Origin of the sequence: Desulfotignum balticum DSM 7044, from assembly GCF_000421285.1 — a bacterium.
Taxonomy (GTDB): Bacteria; Desulfobacterota; Desulfobacteria; order Desulfobacterales; family Desulfobacteraceae; genus Desulfotignum; species Desulfotignum balticum.
Window position 1 is genome coordinate 1,352,194 of record NZ_ATWO01000001.1, and the last position, 20,229, is coordinate 1,372,422.

Here is a 20,229-nt window from a genome sequence, read left to right on the forward strand (position 1 = left end):
CTGTCATGGATTTTCAAACTGAACCATGCAGATTTGTCATGTCAGCATATGTCACATACCGCCGGTCAGGGTCTTGATTTGGTTGAATGCCGTCATCTCCTTCAGCCAGTTTTGGGGAACCGCGTCCAGTCCGTTGTGAATGCCCAGGATAAAGCCGCACAGGATGCCTCTGGCTGAAGAATCACCGCCGGCCATGATATTTTCGATCAACGCGGTTTCCAGGTCTTCCGGGTACCGGGCGATCAGATGGATGGTGCCGGGCAGGGCTTGGGTGGTGTCACAGGCCTGACCGAAACCGGAGATGGCCTGGGTGGTTTCTTTTTCAGCACTGGCCAGGCCTTTGTCCACGAGGCTTGGGACGGGAGATCCGGCCGGCAAATGTTCTGCCGCAGACCGGATGGCAGCGGCCGGGCCGGTTCCCTTGGCCGTTTCCAAGGCAGCCTGGGCAAAAAAGCGGGCCGTGTCCAGAACCAGGGGATGGTTGTGGGTCATGGCCGTCTGGTGTTGGGCGTAATCCATGAACGAATCGGCGTTGTGGGCGTAAAACAGGGCCAGGGGCACCATGCGGGCGGCTCCTCCCAGATCCGTGGAATCAGATCCGGCTTCAGAGGGTGACCTGCCTGCCTGAAAACCGGCCAGGGTCTTTTGGGTGGCCCCGTCCAGGTATCCCTTATAATGATCAAACAGGGCCTGCCACCGGGCCGCAAAATCGTCTGCGTCAAAACCGTTGCAGTGAGATAATGATGCCAGCAGCACCAGCATCTGGTCCCCATAGTGGGTAAAATCCCCTTTTTGTCTGTTTTTATGAAACAAGGCGATTTCAGGGGCGGTCAGATGGTCCAGGCGGCCGTACCGCTTTTTGATCCGGGATACATCATACACCCAGTGAACGCCTAAGGCCAGGGCATCTGCGGCAAACGCAGCCATGACACCGGACCGCATTTTTCGATGAATGTCGGTTGGATTCATTTGGTTACCTCCTTGGGTTGCGGTATATGGTATGACGTCAACAAACTTACAGCCGCTGGATGATGTACAGAAACATGGGCAGGCGGCTGGCCGTTTTCAGGCGGTAAAAATCATAGAGCACTTCCCGGGACGGTTTTCCAAATCGAAGGGGTGACAGATAAATACTGCCTTTGGGGACGGGGCGGGAAATCCGGTCTCTGACCAGGTCCAGCATGGATTGGATGTGGGTAGGGGGTAAATGGTCGTCCATGATGAAATTACCCGTCATTTCGATTTTTGGAAAGGTGTGGTTGATTTCACCCATGCGGTCGAATGCCAGGCTCACTTTTTCTGCCGTGATGGGCTTTCCGATCCGGTCCAGGGTGGCCTGGTCATGGGATTCCAAGCCGATGTTGATGTACGTGTCAAAGGGCAGGCGGTTCAGAGCGTCAAACAAGGTCATGTCTGCGTTGAGCAGGGAATCCACGCTACCGAACAGATACATGCGTGGGGTTTTCATAAAGCTGTGGGCAAATCCGAACGCGTCATGACTTTGGTTGGCTGCAAACAGGATCAGGTCTTTGGGGGCGCACAAAGCATCGTGCTCTCCTAAAAAAAGCGCATTGTAATTAATCAGATCCGGCCCGTACAGCAGTTTCAGTGCCTGGATCTGTTGCTGGATATCGGTCCGGGACCGGGGAGTGAACGGTTTTTTGTTTTTCACCTTGCAGAACCGGCATTTGTAAAGACATCCGTCGGCAATGGTCAACGGGATCAGGTTATAGTCGGAATGCCGGGCATCCGGGGGCAGGACCGTGGCTCTGGCGCCGCTGATGTCAAACAGATGATCCGCTTTTTTTTCCAGGTCCGGTCCATGGATGGATTTGGCTTTTTCAAGCCAGTTTGCAATCGGGGTCGGCATGTCAGGCAATGCACCGGGAATGCCGGCCATCATGTCCTGCCAGGATGAACACAGGTCTGCGATAACGGGAAATTCAAATGGTTTGCCCCCCAGAAGGGAATTGGTGGCATACATGAAATTGGGAAGATAATATTCGCCGATGGCTTCAACTACCCCGGAATAACCGCCGCTGGAATAATAGATCCAGTCGTTTCCCACGGTCCGCTTGAGCCATTCCGATGGGTGAAGCCAGTGGCGGGTTTTGGATCTGGCGTGCTTGATTTCATGGTTCAGGTTGAACTCCAGTATCATCTCCCGGGTTTCCAGGCGGGAAAAAATGCCGTATTTCACGGGGTAACTGACCTTGGCATATTCATTGTTTCCCCGGATATTCAGAAAAATGGAAAGGTCATCGGTTTGATAGGCAGTTTCCGGATGTGTTGTTTTATAAGGATCTCTGATCTGAAGCAAAAGAAATTCTGACCTTTTTATGGTTAACTCATTGCAGCGCCTTTAACACAGGCGCTTTTTTAAATACCATTTAAGTATACTATAATCTTCAAATGCCCCATGGCAATGATTTTTTCCACGGGCCCGCGAGTTCACCAGAGGTTGACCCGCCCCGTTAAAACAGGTACTAAAAGGCCTGAACCAACCACAGAAACAAAGGCGAACCACAGTGAAGATGCTTTTTCTGGAACCGTTTTTCGGGGGATCCCACCAGGATTTTGCCACCGGGTTTACGGCCCACTCCCGGCATGACATCACATTGCTGACCCTGGCACCGGAATACTGGCGGTGGCGGATGCGGACCGCGTCCCTGCATTTTTTGCAGAAAATCAAACAGGTCAGGGATTACGATCTGGTATTTGCCACAGATATGATGGATGTGGCGCAATTCAAAGCCCTGGCCGGACCTGATTGTCCGCCGCTGGTGTTGTATTTTCATGAAAATCAGATGTCTTATCCGCTTTCAGCCAGGGCACGGCAGCGAAAACCGGATATCGATGCCGGGTTGATCAATATCAATTCCGCCCTGGCTGCCGATCAAATATGGTTTAATTCACATTTTCATTTAACGGCATTTTTAAAGGAAGTCCGGCACCTGATTAAACAGATGCCGGCCCCCCGGCCCAAAAACATGGTGGATCAGATTCAGAAAAAAGCCCGGGTCGTGTATCCCGGGTGCCGGTTTCCGTCCACACCGGACACGTTGGCTTCCGCTGCCCAGACACCTCCGCTGATTATCTGGAACCATCGCTGGGATTATGACAAGCAGCCGGACCTGTTTTTCAAGGTGCTGTTGCGGCTCAAAAAAAAAGGCATCTTGTTTGGACTGGTCGTGCTGGGAGAAAAATATGATCGGTATCCGGCCGTGTTTGATCAGGCCAGAGAACGGCTGGACAATGAAATTCAGGTGTTCGGGTATGAACCCTCCCGAAAGGCATATGAAAAATGGCTGGCAGCAGGGCAGGTGGTGGTGTCCACGGCCATCCAGGAAAATTTCGGCATTTCCGTGGTGGAAGCGGTGCGGTTCGGGTGTTTTCCGTTGCTGCCCTGCCGGCTTTCCTATCCGGAACTTATGCCGGAAAAATTACACCCTGATATTTTTTTTGGCACGGAAAACCAGCTTGTGGAAAAACTGAGTTTTCATTTGCAGCAACCTCGTGCCTGTGTGGACAAGCGAAACGAATTGTCCCGGCATATGCAGGCATTTTCCTGGGAAATCCGGACCCTTGAGTTTGATGATCTTCTGGAAACAATCACTTGAGCGGAATTATTTTGATCATTTGATCATTATTTTCCTTGACGCCGGAATCCGGCAGTACTATATTATGGTCAAATGATCAAAAAGGAGACGGCCATGCCACGACCCAAACGACCCAGATATATCGATGCGGTTCCCCGGGTAACGGAGTTTGTCCCCCGGGGAATCGTGCCGGCCGAAGAAGTGATCCTGTCCCTGGAGGAGTTCGAGGCTGTGAGACTGATTGATTATGACGGCCTGGATCAGACACAGGCGGCCGATATCATGAATGTTTCCCGGCAAACCGTGGGCAGGATCCTTCGGGCCGGGCGATTCAAGCTGGCCAAAGCCGTGGTGGCAGGGTGCCGTCTCACAGTGTCGGGGGGATGTTATCACATCGATGATAACCGATCCGGCCGCGGAAGGCGTCGCCACAGGGGTGGGGGCCGGTGCGGCCGTTCCGACCGATCATAACCCAAACACATCAAGGAGGCGATATCATGCCAGGATTGAACAGAAGAGGACCTGAAAATCAGGGCCCCATGACCGGTCGCGGCAGAGGGCTGTGTACTGGAAATGCCGGTTATGCCGGATACGATGCAGGATTCGGCCGGGGGGTCGGGCCGGGATTCGGCCGGGGCAGAAGATGGGCCCAGGGCGGTTTCGGCGGCAGAGGAATGGGACCCCGGGCCGTTGCTCCGGCGGCACCGGAATCCCCGGATGAACTGAAACAGCGGGCCGAATGGCTGGAATCCGAACTGGCTGCCATCCGGCAGCAGCTCAATGAATAACCACTCAACGTTGGCCGGGGCAGGGGAACATCTCTGTCTCCGGCCTTTTTTTTCCTTTATTTTCCTTAACTTGTCCGTCCTGCTGTGGTATAGGATCATCCTGTAATATCAAATACGCGTGCCAGGCAGGAAAAAATATGACATATACGATTGCAATCAATGGATACGGCCGCATCGGCCGTTGTGTGGTCCGTGCCCTGTATGAATCCGAGCGTTTTCTGGGGCAATTGACACTTGGAGCCATCAACGAGATCGGCTGTTCCGACACCTTGTTTCATTTGACCCGGTATGACTCCACCCATGGCCGGTTTCCCTTGTCTGTGGAAAAAACAGGAAAAAACATGCGCATCGGGAAAGACGTCATCCATCTGTTTCAGGAAAAAAATATTGTCAATCTGCCCTGGAAAGATTTGAACATCGATGTGGTGCTGGACTGCACCGGGGTTTACAATGACCGGGAATCCGCTGCTTTGCATCTGCTGTCCGGGGCGAAAAAGGTGATTTATTCCCATCCGGCCAAAGATGAGGTGGATGCCACCATTGTGTTCGGGGTGAATCACCACACCCTGAAAAAAGAACACACGGTGATTTCCAATGCATCATGCACCACCAACTGTCTGATTCCCATTCTGCATGTCCTGGATACCCATCTGGGCATCGAGAGCGGGGTGACCACCACCATTCATTCAGCCATGCATGATCAACCCGTGATTGACGCATACAATAAAGACTTGCGCAAAACAAGGTCTGCCTTGCAGTCCATTATCCCGGTGTCCACCTCCCTGGACAAAGGTATTGCCAGAATTCTGCCGCACATGGCCGGCCGGTTTGAAACCCTGGCCATCCGGGTGCCCACCGTGAATGTGTCCATGATGGACATCACGATGACGGTGAATACGGATACCCATGCCCGGCAGGTCAATGATCTGCTTGTGGCGGCCTCTCAAAACGCATTGTCCGGGATTCTCGGGGTCAGTGATGAACAGCTGGTGTCCTGTGATTTTAACCATGATCCCCGATCCGCTGTGATCGATCTGCCCCAGACCCGGGTGTCCGGCCGCCGTCTGGTCAAGGTTCAGGCCTGGTTCGACAATGAATGGGCCTATGCCAACCGCATGCTGGACACCACCATTGCCGCGCTTACCACGGCCTGACAAGGGGTGAACAACTCCCTTTCAATGAAAGGGCTGCCCCCTTTGACAGGGGGGGGGATAATCGGTTTGATCCGGTTATCAGGCGTTTGATCCGTCCAGAGCCATCAGCTTCCGGGCGATGCGGACCACTTCTTCCGGAATATTGTCTGGATTGTCAAAGGGCCGGGTGCCGTCCCGGTCCGCCTGAATGATTTCATCCATTTCCGGCAAAAATCCCAGGATCGGGTAATCGGGCATGGATTCTCTGATCAGGGTCTTGTCCTGTTCAGAAGCGACCCGGTTGCCTAAGACCACAATATTTTTGATCCCGATATCCTGTCCCAGCTTCCGGATTTTGTCCGCTGCCACCCGGCTGCGTTTCCCCGGATTCACCACCACCACCAAGGCATCCACGGATCCGGAAGTGGCCCGGCCCAGATGTTCTACTCCGGCTTCCATATCCATGACCACCACTTCATTGCGGGCCAGAACCAGGTGATTCATCAGGGCTTTTAAAATGGTGCTTTCCGGACAGATGCATCCGGAGCCGCCCTGCTGAACCGTTCCCATGACCAGCAGCTTGACCCCGTCTTTTTCCAAAGAAAACCGGTCCGGAATATCATCCACTTTGGGATTGAGGGTGAAAAATCCGCCCATGGTGCCGGGTTTGGCACCGGTCCGTTCAGCAATCAGATCGGACAGTTCAGCCACGGGTGTGATGGGCTGGGTTTCGTCGATGCCCAGGGCCGCAGCCAGATTGGCCACGGGGTCCGCGTCAATGGCGATCACAGCGCGTTCTTTGTCCAGCGCGGCAATGGTCCGGGCGATCAGACCGGTGACCGTGGTTTTGCCCACCCCGCCTTTGCCGCCGAATGCCAGTTTTAAACTCATGAAAACAGTGCTCCTGTGGTATTAGTTTAACGGTTTGAGAATCTGTCCGGTTTCATCCAGCAGAAAAACCTGATATTCGGTTTTTTCAGCGGTGGAAAGCAAATCATCTTCAATCACGGCATGAATGTCGTATTTTTCTTTGAACAAATCCTTGGGCAGTAATTGAAAGCATTTCTGGGCATCCTGTTTGGTCTTGAATGCCGGCAAAAACTTTTCATTGGTTTTTTCATCGATGAATCCCAGTAATTTTTCAAATGACGTATCGGGATTCTGAACAATGACGTAATACCAGTTGTCATCAATATTTATACTTTCCATGCCAGTCAGTCCATTTTTTAGGGTTTATGGATTTGAATATAAGGGTGAATTGCATAAAATAAAGGGAACCCGCACAGATATTCCTTAGATTGAGTGCCACAGCCCCGGCTTATTCACTCGAAAAAGTTTTTAAGGCTTCCAAAGAAGAAACTGCTGCACGAATGTCATGACCCGTTGGCGTCTGGTGAAGGCGCAATCCGAACTGCGGTACCACTGCCAGCACATGATCGAAGATGTCGCTTTGAATCCCTTCATATTCGACCCAGGCCGTGGTGTTGGCAAAGGCATAAATCTGGATCGGCACCCCGTCTGCGCCGGGTTCCAACTGCCGCACCATCATCGTCATTCCCTGGTGAATTCCAGGGTGATTGCGCAGATACTGATCCAGATAAGCCCGGAAGGTTCCCAGGTTGGTCAGGCGGCGGCCGTTGATGGGGCAGGTCATATCCAGTTCCTGGGCGGTATTGTGGCGGTTGATCTCTTCCAGACGTTTATCCATATATTCCGTGAGCAGGGATGCTTTTCCAAGGCAGGCAATTTGTTCTTCGGAAAGAAAGTAAACGCTGGTCGCATCGATGTGGATATTGCGCATGATCCGCCGGCCTCCGGATTCCTGCATTCCCCGCCAGTTTTTGAACGAATCGGAAATCAAGGCATAAGTGGGAATGGTGGTGATGGTTTTATCCCAGTTCTGCACCTTGACCGATGTCAATGTGACATCGATGACATCTCCGTTTGCCCCGTATTTCGGCATTTCCAGCCAGTCTCCCACACTGAGCATGCGGTTGGCGGACAACTGGATGCCGCCCACCAGCCCCATGATGGGGTCCTTGAATATCAGCATCAGCACAGCGGTCATGGCACCCAGACCGCTGAACAGGATCACGGGGGATTTGCCGATGATGGTGGATGCCACGAACACCATTGCCATGATTGCGGTAATGAGTTTGATGCTCTGAAAAATACCCCGTAAAGGCAATTCGCGTAAGGACCGGTTCTGGCGGGATATATCCAGCAGGGCATCTAAAATGGCATATACCGTCAACAAGCTGAATAAAATGATCCACAGCCGTGTCACCATGGAAATGACTGCAAGTGACAGGGTCTCCGGATCCAGCCATAATTTTGCCTGAACCTGAATTAAAACCGCCTGGATGGTAAACGCCACCCGTTGAAACAACGGGCCGTCATGCAGAGCGGTTTTCCAGATTTTCTGTGATTTTTTAGCACCACGTTCCAAAAACACCCGAAGCCCTTTGTGCAAAAGAAAATGGGTGATAACGGCAATGACCAGAATCATTCCCAGGGCAATGCCCACAGAAATCAACGGGGTGGGCGTGATATTGAAACTGTGTAAAACCGCTTCAGTCCCTTTGGGCAAAGATGCGAGCCATTCATTGAAATTTTCCGGATCCATAAGTCAAATCTGCCTGACCGGGCACACGGTCTGCTTAAAAAATTAGAAAGCCCCTGAACGGTCGTTACAGGGGCCTTTGAAACGAAACAGAGCAGATTCCGGCTAGATTTCAAGCCATGAATCTGAATACAGGGTCTCGCCCATGATCACTTTATAGGTTTTGGCATAATCAGCCAGTTCTTTGTCAAGACCGGAGATATCCGGCACGTTGCCGTCCATCATGCCCCAGATCAGATCCACGACATCCTGGCGCTGGCCTTTGGCAATGGCCGTGAGCTGTTTGTCTAACGGATCGGCAATCACTGATTTCATGCCGTATTTCCACAGCATGACCATATAGGTCTGGTTCAGGATGGGCCGCAGATGTTCCGGAGGTCCATTGGATACATTGGACAGACCGCAGGTGGATTTGGCGCCCGGAGCGATCTCATCGATCATCATCTGGAAATTAAGCAGGCTCATGAGTTGCTGCTGCTGAATATTCACCGGGGTCACAATGCCGTCCACCCAGATTTTTTCATTGGGAATGCCGGCTTCATTGGCAAAATACAGCAGTTCCACGGCCAGAGCGGCCCGTTCGTTTTCATCCCTGGGAAGCCCTTCAGGACCCCACATCAGGGCCACAAAATCGGCATCATACTGGGCCGCCAGGGGCACCATTTTTTCATACCGTTCCGGTCTGGCCATAATGGAGTTAACGATGTGCGGAGCATCGGCCGGCTTGCACACCTTGAGTCCGGCTTCAATGGCATCAATATTGGAAGAATCCAGCAGCAGGGGCATACCCGGAACCGCTTCCTGAACCACATTGACCACCCAGGGCATCAGTTCGGTGCCGAATTTCTTGGCAGGCCCCAGGTTGATGTCGATGTAGTCCATGCCCAGTTCCTTCTGCCGGACCACTTCTGCCTGAATGGGCTCCGGGTTCCGCTTGGCAGGATCCGGTTCCTTGAACTCTTTTCCGATGACCCGGGAAATGACATTCAGGCTTTCACCAAATAGAATCATGTTTTCCATGTTCTTATCCTTTGTTGATTTAAGATTGACACTGATACGCCGGAGACAGGCCATAACCCGCCCCGGCGCTGATATTTTTTATTTTCTTGCTTTAAGGAACGCCGGCAGATGGGCCGCTTCTCTGGGACCCACGGTAATGGTCCAGCCGGGCAGTTCTTCTTCCACATCCCCGGCAATGGCAGCGGCATAACCCGGGATGATCAGTTCCTGATGTTTGACCTTGTCCATGATACCGCATTTTTTCACAAACAGGCCGACATCATCACCGCCGAATTTTCCGGCGGCCCATGCCGTAAGCACGGACAGGCCCTCGGAATCTTTGACCAGCAGCCATGCCGGCACTTTGCTGGCTTCAATTTCACCGGACACGATAAAGTAGGTCAATGCAAAGTTGGTGGTCACCAGCACGGGGGAATTTTCATCCGGATTGTTGATCTCAAAGATGCCTTCGGTCACGGTCATGGGCCGCTGGGGATCGGTAAAAATATTGAGGCGTTCCAGCAGCAGCGGGAACAGTGATTCCGTGGCAAAATCCGACATGACCACAATGCCGCCGTATTTGGCCACGTACATGCCCGCGATCAATGTTTCCATGTCCAGATTGGATGCCATTTCACACGGGAACACAATGGTGGGGAATCCCAGGGCTTTGTTGCCCGCTTTTAATGCGGCCCGGCGGATGGCGACCTGGTCTTCCAGGGCCTGTTTGATTTCCCGGGATCCGGAATCGATGACCAGGTCTTTCAACCCCATGCCCGTGAGTTTTTCCGTCAGCGGAATCAGCGCTTCCACGGAATCGGCTTTCACAGCCAGGGGCAGTTCCGCTTCCTTGGCCATGGCACCGAATTCGTCGGCATTGGCTTCAGTGGCGGCATAGAGCAACGGCCGTTTGAATCCGGCTTTGTCAATACCGGCCTTCATGACAGCTGCATCTTCGGTCATGAGTACCAGGTTGAATTCCGATTCTTTGGCGATTTTTTCAGCCACCGCGGCAAACGCGTCTGCCCCGTTGCCCGCATCTTTGACCACCAGCAGTTCCGGGCGCAGATTCAGACCCACCCGTTCATACTGGAATGCGTTGTAAATTTTGAGTTTGGTATCCAGGGCGGCCAGATCCGTGTCCGAGGACACGGTGGCGGCCAGTACCGTGGGATTGAAAAAGGTTTTTTCATGTCTGTAAAGAACGGTTTCACCGCCGGTTGCGGTCTTTCGGACCCCTTTGCCCAGTGCGACCGGACGAATCGGAGGCGCGGATGCTTCCGCCAGCTGTTCTTTGGCTTCATCCGACACATAGGGGCAACTGTCCAGTTCCGCTTTCCCCGATGCCAGGTTCATTGCAAATGCAAGGCAGGTGGGAACGCCACACTCCTTGCAGTTGGTCTTGGGCAGGAGTTTGAATATCTGTATACCGGTTAATGCCATGTTAATCTCCTTAAAAGTTTAAACAACCATATGGTAAGTCGGAGCAGATTGATATCTGGTGGAATACTGCCCCGACTTTTGTGTTAAATTCCTATCCCACGAGGGATTCCATGTTCAGGGCCGGATGGCCTTTTTCCTGGAGGAAGGGAAGAATCTCCTCTTCCGTGGTGCCCACGGTTTCATCCGCGATCATGTCAAACAGACCGGGAACGCCCATTTCTTCGCCACGGGCCACGATTCTTTCCTTGAGCTCTTCCTTGAGCATCTTGGGCATCCAGACCATGCGCAGCAGGCCCCCATCCCCCAGGATGAATTTTTTCTGGGTGATGTTGAACTTGGAATGGCCCACAAATCCGGGTGAAGATGCCCCACCGCCCATGACACCGGCCAGGGTGGTGAATTTCATGCCGCAGGGAGTCTCTCCGGAGTAATCCCGGCCCACGGTCATAACCCCGTTGCACGAGGGCAGCAATGCGGCGATACATTCACAGCACCCGCAGGTGGTCATGGGATCAATCACCAGAGAATAGAAGTTATAGTGGGTGACTGCCCCTCTGGAGGCTTTGTATACGAACTCGTTGACCCCTTTCCACTGACCCAGCTTGGGATCCAGGCATTCGCCTTTTTCAATGGGCTGGTTGGGACCCGTGGGGTTGATCTCGTAGGATGCCTTGCAGTCCATCCAGTTGTAGGCACCGCACAGACCCGTTCTTTCCGGGGACACCGTGCATACGTGGGACGGGGCGAATGACTGGCACAGGGTGCAGGAATAAAAGGTTTCCACACCTTCGTCCGTCATCTTGTCCACCCGTTCGTCTCTTGTTTTGTAGTTTTCACGGGCCGTGGCCGTCATCTTGTCCACATCTTCCTTTTTGGTATAAAGGGTGACCTGAACCTTGTCCACGATCTTGTTGAAATCCTGGTGGAATTTGGCATGGAGCACCACGCCGATATCCTTGAGGGTAAACCCTTTTTCAATGGCAGCCTTGGAAATCCGGACCCAGGAGATGTCTCTCTGGCCGATATGCATGATTCCCTGGATATAGTTGATCAGATGATGGATCTGACGTTCCATGATGGGTTCGAAATCATCCTGGAATTCCCGGCCGGCGATCTGAACAAAGATACCCAGCGGAAAGGTACCCCCTTCCTTGAGATCGGTGATATCCGGGCCGACGATTTCAACCTTGCCGTCCTCGATTTTGTTCATGTCCGCCATTTTCACCAGCTCGGTGCACTGGGTTTTGCCGCCGCCGCACTGGGCGTACAGATCAGCCCCGCGAACCCGCTCACCTTCGTAAGCCGGACCAAAGGCGCAGGGGATGTCGATTTCAGCCACCTGAACCTTGAGACCTCTGACTTCCACAGATCTCTGGACCATTTCATCATGGGCCACGGGAGCCACCACATGTTCGTAGGTACAGATACCCGTGGGCAGAATTTCCGGAATTTCCGTGTCCGCCAGGGTCGGAAAACCCCAGTTGACACAACCGGCTGCGGCCACACCCCATTCAGTGCCCACATCACCCAATGCGTTGACAAAGGCAAAGATCCGGTCTTTGTTGTATTTCAGGATCTTTTTGTAGTCACCGGGCTGGACCCCGCCGAATGCCATGGCCGCTCTGTTGGCAAATCCTAAAGCAAACACGGCCGAGGAGATGTCCGGACCGAACGGTACGATACGGGTGTTCCACCCGATCTGCATACCTGCATCCAGGCACTGCTGGATCAGGGTTTTGCCGTTATGGTTGGCTGCACAAAAGATGTACAGGGACCGTTTCTGATAGTCTTCCACGATCATTTTGGCGATCTCTTTGTTGGGGGCCGCGCCCACCATGGCGGCAAACCCGGGGGCGGAACCGTCCACAAACTCCACCCCGCGTTTCCGCAGGATGGTATCGTCGGCCGCACCTACCCAGATTTTGCCGTTTTCCACATCCGGGTCTTCCTGGGGGATATAGAAATCGGGCTCATACAGATACCGCAGAGCTTCTTTCACCTCATAGGAGATGATACCAGCCATGCCCGCATCCAGGAGGGGTCCCAGATACGGCAGCCAGTTTCTCAGTTTGATATGGGGGGGCAGCAGGCCCCGGGCAAATTCCATGGGTTTTTTCAGATCTTCCAGGGTTTCGCATTTCAACCCGGTCAAAGAATAGATGACCGGCAGATAATATGCGGTGTTGGGAAATCCGATTTTGGTACTGGCATCATAGGACTGAAGGGCTTTTTCCAGCTCACCTTCAACCTGCGCAACTACTTTGTAACCACCCTGAATAGCGGCAAATGCAATTAATTTAGACATATGTTTTCTTTCCTCCTTCGTTGAGGATTTATTATAATTATCTGTTTACCGTTGTTGCATCACAATATCCTGACGTGTTTTTTATCAGGCTTCCAGTTTCTGCCGGTCCGCCATATCCATCAATACCCGTTCTCTGGCCTTATCGATACCCAGGGCTTTTCTTTTCTTGTCAATGTGGGCGATCATAAGGTGGGCATGCTTGATGGGATCCACTTCAAGATCCCATTTGCCGCCGTAGATCTTTTCCATTTCCTTGGAAATATAGTCATGGAACACCGGTGCTCCGGAGGTCGGCAACGTGACACCGAATACGGTATATACGCCGGATGCAACAAAATAGTGGCCAATGGAAATGGCTTTTTCACTCATCCATTCCGGTGCACTTCCGGCAGCCGGCAGGTCACAGATGTCATTGCCCAGTCCGCCGGCCTTGACCACTTCAGTGGCGGCAAGCAGAATCCGGGAGTTATCGACACAGGATCCTAAGTGAAGGACCGGCGGAATCCCGACGGTTTCGCAGATTTCAGCCAGTCCCGGTCCACAGTGTACGGCTGCGGATTCAGGCGTTAACAGTCCTTCCATGGCGCAGGCGATGGCATTACAGCCCGTGGTAAGAACGATGACATCGTTTTTGATCAGTTCTTTGACGACCCGGATATGCCCGTCATTGTGTTTGGTTCTGGCATTGTTACACCCCACCACACCGGCAATACCGCGAATCCGTCCGTTGATGATATTGTCATTGAGGGTATAGTATGTGCCGCGGAAGGTCCCCCCTAAATGGTATTGAATGGATTCCACACCAAAACCCGCAATCTGCTGGGTTTTGTATTGCGGGATCATGACATCGGCTCCGCGGTTGGCAAAATTGTCGATGGCCAGTTTGACAATGCGTTTGGCATCTTCCAGGGCATGATGTTCATCAAATTCAATGTGGATGACATTGTCCTGTTCCATTTTTGCAATGGGATGGGTGGTGATGAGTTTGGTATGAAAACATTTGGCCACATTGGCCAGGTTCTGCATGATACACTGGATATCCACCACCATGGCATCGCAGGCCCCGGTGATGATCGCCAGTTCCTGCTGGAGGAAGGTGGCGGCTGTCGGAATACCGTGTCTCTGGAGCATTTCATTGGCTGTACAGCAGATACCGCCCAGCTGGATGCCGGCCGCGCCTTTTTCTTTGGCATAGGTGAGCATCTCTTCGGACTGGGCAACGGCAACAATGATTTCAGACAGAATCGGTTCATGCCCGTGAACAATAATATTGACATGGTCTTCTTTCATGATGCCCAGATTGGCTTCGGACTGAAGAGGATAGGGGGTACCGAAAAGCACATCCTGGAGATCGGTGGCCAGCATGGAACCGCCCCAGCCATCCGCCAGTGCGGCCCGGGTGCCCTGTTTCATCAGGTTCTTGTAATCCTGGTCAACCCCCATGTGGGTCCGGTGCATGATTTCAACAATTTCCCTGTCAATGTTTCTGGGAAGCACGCCTTGTTTTTTCCATTTTTCATACAACGCTTCCGGGGCGCGTTTCATATATAACAGTTCCCCTTCCGGTTTTCCCCATTCTCTGAGGGCAACATCGGCCACTTCCAGGGCAATTTCATCCAGATCCCGGTCTTGGGTTTCCCCGTCCACCTCAACGGTGGTTGCAACGCCCAGATGAGGGGCGATACTCAACAGTTTCTGGGTATCTTTGATCTTGTAAGCTTCTGTTTCTTTTCTGGCAGCCGACATGAACACCTCTGCCACACAGCGACCATGGTCGGAGTGTGCGGAAGCACCGCCGGCAATCATGCGGATAAAATTTCTGGCTGCAATGGTGTTGGGAGTCGCACCGCAAAGCCCTTTTCGGGTATCTTCGCCTTCAATGCCGCTTTTGGGTAATGGAAGCCGGCAGGGCCCCATGGAGCAGTTCTTGCAGCAAATGCCCTGGATACCGATGGCACAGGGTTTCATGCTGAAGGCTCTGTCAAAAACCGTATCGATCCCCATTTTCTGGGCACGCGCCTGCAATTCCTGGGTGCCTAAGTCGATGGAGACTTCTTTCGGATCAACCAGTTTGGGTGCTTTTTCTGCTTTTTTATTTTCTACCATTAGAGGTTCCTCCTCCTGTTGATTTGGTAATTAATTGTTTGGATATTTTTAAGTGCGTCTATTCAGTCACTCTTTTGTGCACTTTGTCCAGATTTTCTAAAATTCTTTCCAGCTCGGTTTTTTGGAATTTTGCTGCGGTCATGGGCACAGATGATTTGGGCGCGGACGCTCTTGCCGCCGCCGCTTTTTCTTTTTCAGCGGCCCGTTTTTCTCTGATGGCCTGCTCTTCGGCTTCCCGTTCGGCAGCGGCATCTTTCAACGCTTTTTTCTTGGCCTCAACCTTGGCCTTTTCTTCAGCTTCGGCCTTGGCTTTGGCTTCGGCTTCCGCTTTGGCCCTGGCTTCGGCATCGGCTTTGGCTTTGGCTTCCGCATCGGCTTTGGCCTTTTCTTCGGCATCTGCCTTGGCTTTGGCTTCCGCGGCCGGATCCGCAGCGGCTGCCGCAGGTTCAGGTTTGGCTTCCTCGGCCGGGGCCGGTTTTGCTTCTGCAGCCGGGGCGGGTTTGGCGTCCGCCTTGGGGGCTGCTGCGGCAGGTTTGGGCGCTTCTTTTTTCTCAGGCGCCGCTTTTTTGGCCGGGGCTTTCTTCGCTTCTTCCGCAATGGTCAGATCCGGTTCCGGTGACAGGGCGGCAAAATCGATTTCCACATCATCCAGCTGTTTGGTGACAGGGCCGATATCCATGGCAGAGCCGCCGGCATATGCCAGATCGATGAATGATCTGACCAGTTTGATGGATTCCGGATGGCGCATGATCAGGATGCTGGAGCCGGACATGAGATAAGATACCGCTCCCACGGCTTCCATGAGAATGCCCCGCCGTTCGGGATCACCCAGTTCCGGTGCTTCATCCACCGGCTGCTTGGCTTCCTTGCATTTCCATACTTCGTTGCCTAAGTTGTTGATCATCGGGTTTTGAAGCTTGTCATCTCCCTGGGTCATGGCGGCCTGGATCAGTCGTTCCATCACGGAGTAAGAGTATTCCAGGCCATAGCCCAGCCCGCCCGTGGTGGGATCCACAATGACTTTGTCCAGAGAAACACCTAAGTTTTCCAGCAGGATGTTCACCTGTTTGGCCAGGTTGACGTCAATGGGAGAGGAGGAAATAATGGTATGTCCATACCCCATGGCTGCGGCACCGATCGTTTTGTGGTTTTTTTCCTCCACCGGTCCCAGAACCAGGTTGTGGCCATCGCACACCTCACTGATTTTTTTTAGGACTTCTGAATCCTTGGCAGGTACGGCAGATCCCCAGACAATCAAAGGGACATTGATGGCCTCACTGATTTTTTTGACCGTCTGAGCCGCATCATCCGCACTGGCATCCTTATCATTGGGATCTGTGCTCTTGAGCTGAAGCACAATCGCCTGGGCGTTGTATTCGTCCACGCATTTTTTGGCCCAGGCCACGGGATCATTTAAGACATCTTTGAAGGGTGCTTTGGCGGCTTCCGGCCAGTCTTCGGGTTCCATGTCCCAGATTTCCATGGCAATAATGGGTTTGTTGGGCATATCCCCCTCGAACTGATAAAAAGGATAGCTGGTTTGACCGCCGACCGTCAGTGCGCCATCACCTTTTCCAATGGTGATGTTTTTAATGGCGCCGGCATAGGTTTCTTTGGTTATTTCGAATCCCACGTTTACCTCCTAATGTTTAAAGATGGTTATGAGTTGGAAGGAATTAAGGTTGAAACGGTGTGACAATATGTGAAATGGATACAGGAGAATGAAAGTGACAATTTCACTTGACCAGCAGCCTTTTTTGCATCGTCTTTCCATTCACCAGACCCCATGTTACATGGTTTGTAATATCGATAACGCATATGATTTATAATTTGTACCCTTTTTTGTCAATAGATGAGTGAATTTATTGGGCCGAAGATGGATTGTACAAATCGACTTTAATTTTAAATAGTTATGATAAAGACAGATTTGGTTAAATCAGATTGAATCGCATTTAATTATTAAATAGTATTGTAGGAATAGGGGATAATATTAGATTCGAATATCTTAAAAAATTTAGTATTTCACCATTTAATTAGTATTTAGTGCGTAAAATCAATCTTTTTTTTCAAAAATATTGATTTTACCAAGAAATTGAGCCATTGTTAGATCAGCGTTTACTGGAAAGCCGGACCCGGGGATGCCGGGTGAAACCGACATGGACCTGCCGGCCGTCCGGTGAAACAATGGCACGGTGTTTTGCAGTGGGCCGCGTGTTTTTAAAATCGACCGGTATCTCTCGAAAACCTGTTGATTTTTTATGTTTATTTATATAGTTAGTTACACTGACAGATATATTAAAATTGCGGGTGGTGTGGACAAAAAGCATAACGCTTTGTTTTATAATATTATTTTATCACCGGCTCGATCAGAGTCCAATTCAACAAAGGAGTAAATCATGGCATTAGATCCAACCAAACATCAAGACTGGGAAATCGCACAGGATGCGGAATCATCCATGCTGACCATTTATGAAATCGGTGAAAAACTCGGGCTGACCAAAGAAGAGCTGCTGCCTCACGGCCATTATATCGGGAAAATTGATTTCAAGAAAGTGATGGCGCGGCTGAAAGACCAGCCCGATGGAAAATATATTGATGTGACGGCCATTACCCCGACCCCGCTGGGAGAAGGTAAATCCACCTCTTCCATGGGGCTTGTTCAGGGTCTGGGAAAACTGGGCAAAAACGTATGTGCCGCCATCCGTCAGCCTTCGGGCGGGCCCACCATGAATATCAAGGGATCGGCTGCCGGCGGCGGGCTGGCTCAGTGTATTCCTTTGACCCCGTTTTCTCTGGGTTTCACCGGTGACATCAATGCCATCATGAATGCCCACAACCTGGCCATGGTGGCTTTGACATCCCGGTTGCAGCATGAAAGAAACTACACGGACGAGCAGCTGGAAAGACTGTCCGGCATGAAACGTCTGGACATCGATCCCACCAACGTGGAAATGGGCTGGGTGATCGACTTCTGCTGCCAGGCGTTGAGAAATATCATTATCGGTATCGATGGTGTGAACGGCAAGGCGGACGGATTCATGATGAAATCCAAATTCGGTATTGCCGTTTCTTCCGAGGTGATGGCCATTCTGTCCCTGGCCAATGATCTCAAGGATATGCGGGAAAGAATGGGTAAAATCGTGGTGGCCTATGACAAAAAAGGCAACCCCGTGACCACGGAAGACCTGCAGGTGGCCGGTGCCATGACCGCCTGGATGGTGGATGCCCTTAACCCGTCTCTGATGCAGACCCTGGAAGGCCAGCCCGTGCTGGTCCATGCCGGGCCGTTTGCCAACATCGCCATCGGCCAGAGTTCCATCATTGCGGATAAAGTTGGTTTGAAACTGGCGGATTACCATGTGACTGAATCCGGATTCGGCGCGGACATCGGATTTGAAAAATTCTGGAACCTCAAATGCCGTTACTCCGGGCTTAAACCGGACTGCGCTGTGGTCGTGGCCACCATCCGGGCTCTGAAATGCCATGGCGGCGCCCCTGTGCCCGTACCGGGCAAAGCCATGCCCGAAGAATATTCCACGGAAAATGTGGACTGGGTGGCCAAAGGATGCGACAACCTGATCCATCATATCAGAAACGTCAGAAAAGCCGGTATCTCTCCGGTGGTCTGCATCAACGCCTTTTACACGGACACGGATGCGGAAATCGCCAAGGTCCGGGAACTGTGTGAAGCCGAAGGTGCCAGAGTGGCCCTGTCCCGGCACTGGGAACAAGGGGGAGACGGCGCCATTGAGTTTGCAGAAACGGTCATCGAGGCCTGTGAAGAAAAAACTGAATTCAAATTCTTGTATGAACTGGATATGCCCATTAAAAAACGGATCGAACTCATTGCCAAGGAAGTGTACGGTGCCGATGGTGTGGATTATTCTGCGGCTGCGGAAAAATCTCTGGCCAGAATCCAGGCGGATCCTGAACTGGCCGGACTGGGCATGTGCATGGTGAAAACCCATCTGTCCCTGTCTGACAACCCCACGCTCAAAGGGGTGCCCAAAGGATGGCGTCTGGCCATTCGTGAGGTCCTTACCTATGGCGGTGCCGGGTTTATCGTGCCTGTGGCCGGCGCCATCAGTTTGATGCCGGGTACGGGATCCAATCCCGCGTTCAAACGGGTGGATGTGGATGTGGAAACCGGTAAGGTTGAGGGTGTATTCTAAAATCCCTATTTTTTGTTCAGCCTGAATCCTGCAACCGGACCGGAAAAGACGTTCCGGACCGGTTGCAGTTTAACCCAATGAATTCCAGGAGAAAAAAATATGACTGCAGAACTTATCAGCGGAACCGAAATCAGAAAAACGATCCTTGCCGAGATCAAGGAAGAAGTGGACCAGATGAAGGAGAAACACGGCAAGGTGCCGGGTCTTGTCACGATTCTGGTGGGATCGTCTCCGGCATCGGTGAGCTATGTGACCCTGAAGGTAAAAACCGCTATCAGCTGCGGATTTCATGAAATTCAGGATGACCAGCCTGAAGATATTTCCGAAGCCGATCTGCTGGCACTGATCGACAAATACAACAATGATTCCGATATCCACGGGATTCTGGTACAGCTGCCGCTGCCCAAGCACATTGACGATAAAAAAGTGCTCAACGCCATCAATCCGGACAAGGATGTGGATGCGTTTCACCCCGTGAATGTGGGCCGGTTGATGATCGGCGGAGATGAAGTGAAGTTTCTGCCCTGCACCCCGGCCGGTATCCAGGAGATGATTGTTCGCTCTGGCACGGAAACCTCCGGTGCTGAGGTCGTGGTGGTGGGCCGTTCCAATATCGTGGGCAAACCCATTGCCATGATGATGGCCCAGAAAGGCGTGGGCGCCAATGCCACCGTGACCATCGTTCACACCCGGACCAAGGATCTGGCGGCCCACTGCAAACGGGCCGATATCCTGATTGTGGCGGCCGGCGTACCGGATCTGGTGAAACCGGAATGGATCAAACCCGGTGCCACGGTCATTGATGTGGGCGTCAACCGGGTGGGCATGAACGAGAAAACCGGCAAAGCCATTCTCAAAGGGGATGTGGATTTTGATGCGGCCAAGGAGATCGCCGGTAAGATCACTCCGGTTCCCGGCGGCGTCGGCCCCATGACCATAGCCATGCTCATGAAAAATACCTTAAGATCCGCCAAGCTGAGTCTGGGTATCAACTGATTATCCATAAAATTTAACTCATCGTGACGGGGCCGGGTCGGGCAATGCAATTATCCCGGCCCGGC

The 20,229-nt window shown here is 52.3% G+C and carries 16 protein-coding genes; 6 read left to right on the forward strand and 10 right to left on the reverse strand.

Translation table 11 applies throughout. The features are described from left to right. Positions 1–51: 51 nt before the first annotated feature. Complete coding sequence (locus K365_RS0106870) at positions 52–969, reverse strand: ADP-ribosylglycohydrolase family protein (protein WP_024334004.1); 918 nt, start codon at positions 967–969, stop codon at positions 52–54. A gap of 46 nt (positions 970–1,015) precedes the next feature. Continuing rightward, positions 1,016–2,320 carry a radical SAM protein gene (locus K365_RS0106875; protein ID WP_024334005.1) on the reverse strand — a complete coding sequence of 435 codons (1,305 nt, stop codon included), beginning with the start codon at positions 2,318–2,320 and terminating at the stop codon, positions 1,016–1,018. A gap of 214 nt (positions 2,321–2,534) precedes the next feature. On the opposite strand from K365_RS0106875, the gene K365_RS0106880 reads away from it, so the two are divergent. The 4 genes from K365_RS0106880 to K365_RS0106895 all read left to right on the forward strand — a co-directional run bounded on the left by K365_RS0106880 (position 2,535) and on the right by K365_RS0106895 (position 5,541). Next, complete coding sequence (locus K365_RS0106880; RefSeq protein ID WP_051147818.1) at positions 2,535–3,620, forward strand: tRNA-queuosine alpha-mannosyltransferase domain-containing protein; 1,086 nt, start codon at positions 2,535–2,537, stop codon at positions 3,618–3,620. A gap of 93 nt (positions 3,621–3,713) precedes the next feature. Further along, complete coding sequence (locus K365_RS0106885) at positions 3,714–4,070, forward strand: DUF134 domain-containing protein (RefSeq protein ID WP_006965934.1); 357 nt, start codon at positions 3,714–3,716, stop codon at positions 4,068–4,070. 26 nt (positions 4,071–4,096) lie between these two features. Beyond that, positions 4,097–4,387, forward strand: a complete 291-nt coding sequence (locus K365_RS0106890; protein ID WP_006965933.1) for a DUF5320 domain-containing protein — start codon at positions 4,097–4,099, stop codon at positions 4,385–4,387. Positions 4,388–4,524: 137 nt separating this feature from the next. Next, entirely contained in the window at positions 4,525–5,541 is a 1,017-nt protein-coding gene (locus K365_RS0106895) for a type I glyceraldehyde-3-phosphate dehydrogenase (RefSeq protein ID WP_006965932.1), read from the forward strand. Positions 5,542–5,619: 78 nt separating this feature from the next. Here the strand turns inward: K365_RS0106895 and K365_RS0106900 are convergent, their stop codons facing one another. The 8 genes from K365_RS0106900 to K365_RS0106935 all read right to left on the reverse strand — a co-directional run bounded on the left by K365_RS0106900 (position 5,620) and on the right by K365_RS0106935 (position 16,629). Then, positions 5,620–6,411: an ATP-binding protein gene (locus K365_RS0106900; protein ID WP_006965931.1), complete on the reverse strand. Its 792-nt coding sequence runs from the start codon at positions 6,409–6,411 to the stop codon at positions 5,620–5,622. A gap of 21 nt (positions 6,412–6,432) precedes the next feature. Then, positions 6,433–6,729: a hypothetical protein gene (locus K365_RS0106905; RefSeq protein WP_006965930.1), complete on the reverse strand. Its 297-nt coding sequence runs from the start codon at positions 6,727–6,729 to the stop codon at positions 6,433–6,435. A gap of 109 nt (positions 6,730–6,838) precedes the next feature. Next, positions 6,839–8,146: a mechanosensitive ion channel family protein gene (locus tag K365_RS0106910; protein ID WP_006965929.1), complete on the reverse strand. Its 1,308-nt coding sequence runs from the start codon at positions 8,144–8,146 to the stop codon at positions 6,839–6,841. Positions 8,147–8,248: 102 nt separating this feature from the next. Then, positions 8,249–9,154, reverse strand: a complete 906-nt coding sequence (locus K365_RS0106915; protein ID WP_024334007.1) for a dihydropteroate synthase — start codon at positions 9,152–9,154, stop codon at positions 8,249–8,251. An 87-nt stretch (positions 9,155–9,241) separates the two neighbouring features. Further along, a complete protein-coding gene (gene acsC / locus K365_RS0106920; protein ID WP_006965927.1) occupies positions 9,242–10,585 on the reverse strand; it encodes an acetyl-CoA decarbonylase/synthase complex subunit gamma in 1,344 nt (447 codons plus the stop codon). Between the two features lie 91 nt (positions 10,586–10,676). Next, entirely contained in the window at positions 10,677–12,890 is a 2,214-nt protein-coding gene (gene acsB, locus K365_RS0106925; protein WP_006965926.1) for an acetyl-CoA decarbonylase/synthase complex subunit alpha/beta, read from the reverse strand. An 84-nt stretch (positions 12,891–12,974) separates the two neighbouring features. Beyond that, positions 12,975–14,996, reverse strand: a complete 2,022-nt coding sequence (gene cooS / locus K365_RS0106930) for an anaerobic carbon-monoxide dehydrogenase catalytic subunit (RefSeq protein ID WP_006965925.1) — start codon at positions 14,994–14,996, stop codon at positions 12,975–12,977. Between the two features lie 58 nt (positions 14,997–15,054). Then, a complete protein-coding gene (locus K365_RS0106935) occupies positions 15,055–16,629 on the reverse strand; it encodes an acetyl-CoA decarbonylase/synthase complex subunit delta (protein WP_024334008.1) in 1,575 nt (524 codons plus the stop codon). A 763-nt stretch (positions 16,630–17,392) separates the two neighbouring features. Here K365_RS0106935 and K365_RS0106945 point away from each other — a divergent pair. Together K365_RS0106945 and folD are read left to right on the forward strand one after the other, a co-directional pair. Beyond that, positions 17,393–19,168, forward strand: a complete 1,776-nt coding sequence (locus tag K365_RS0106945; RefSeq protein ID WP_006965923.1) for a formate--tetrahydrofolate ligase — start codon at positions 17,393–17,395, stop codon at positions 19,166–19,168. 99 nt (positions 19,169–19,267) lie between these two features. Next, entirely contained in the window at positions 19,268–20,164 is an 897-nt protein-coding gene (folD, locus tag K365_RS0106950) for a bifunctional methylenetetrahydrofolate dehydrogenase/methenyltetrahydrofolate cyclohydrolase FolD (RefSeq protein WP_024334010.1), read from the forward strand. Positions 20,165–20,229 lie beyond the last annotated feature (65 nt).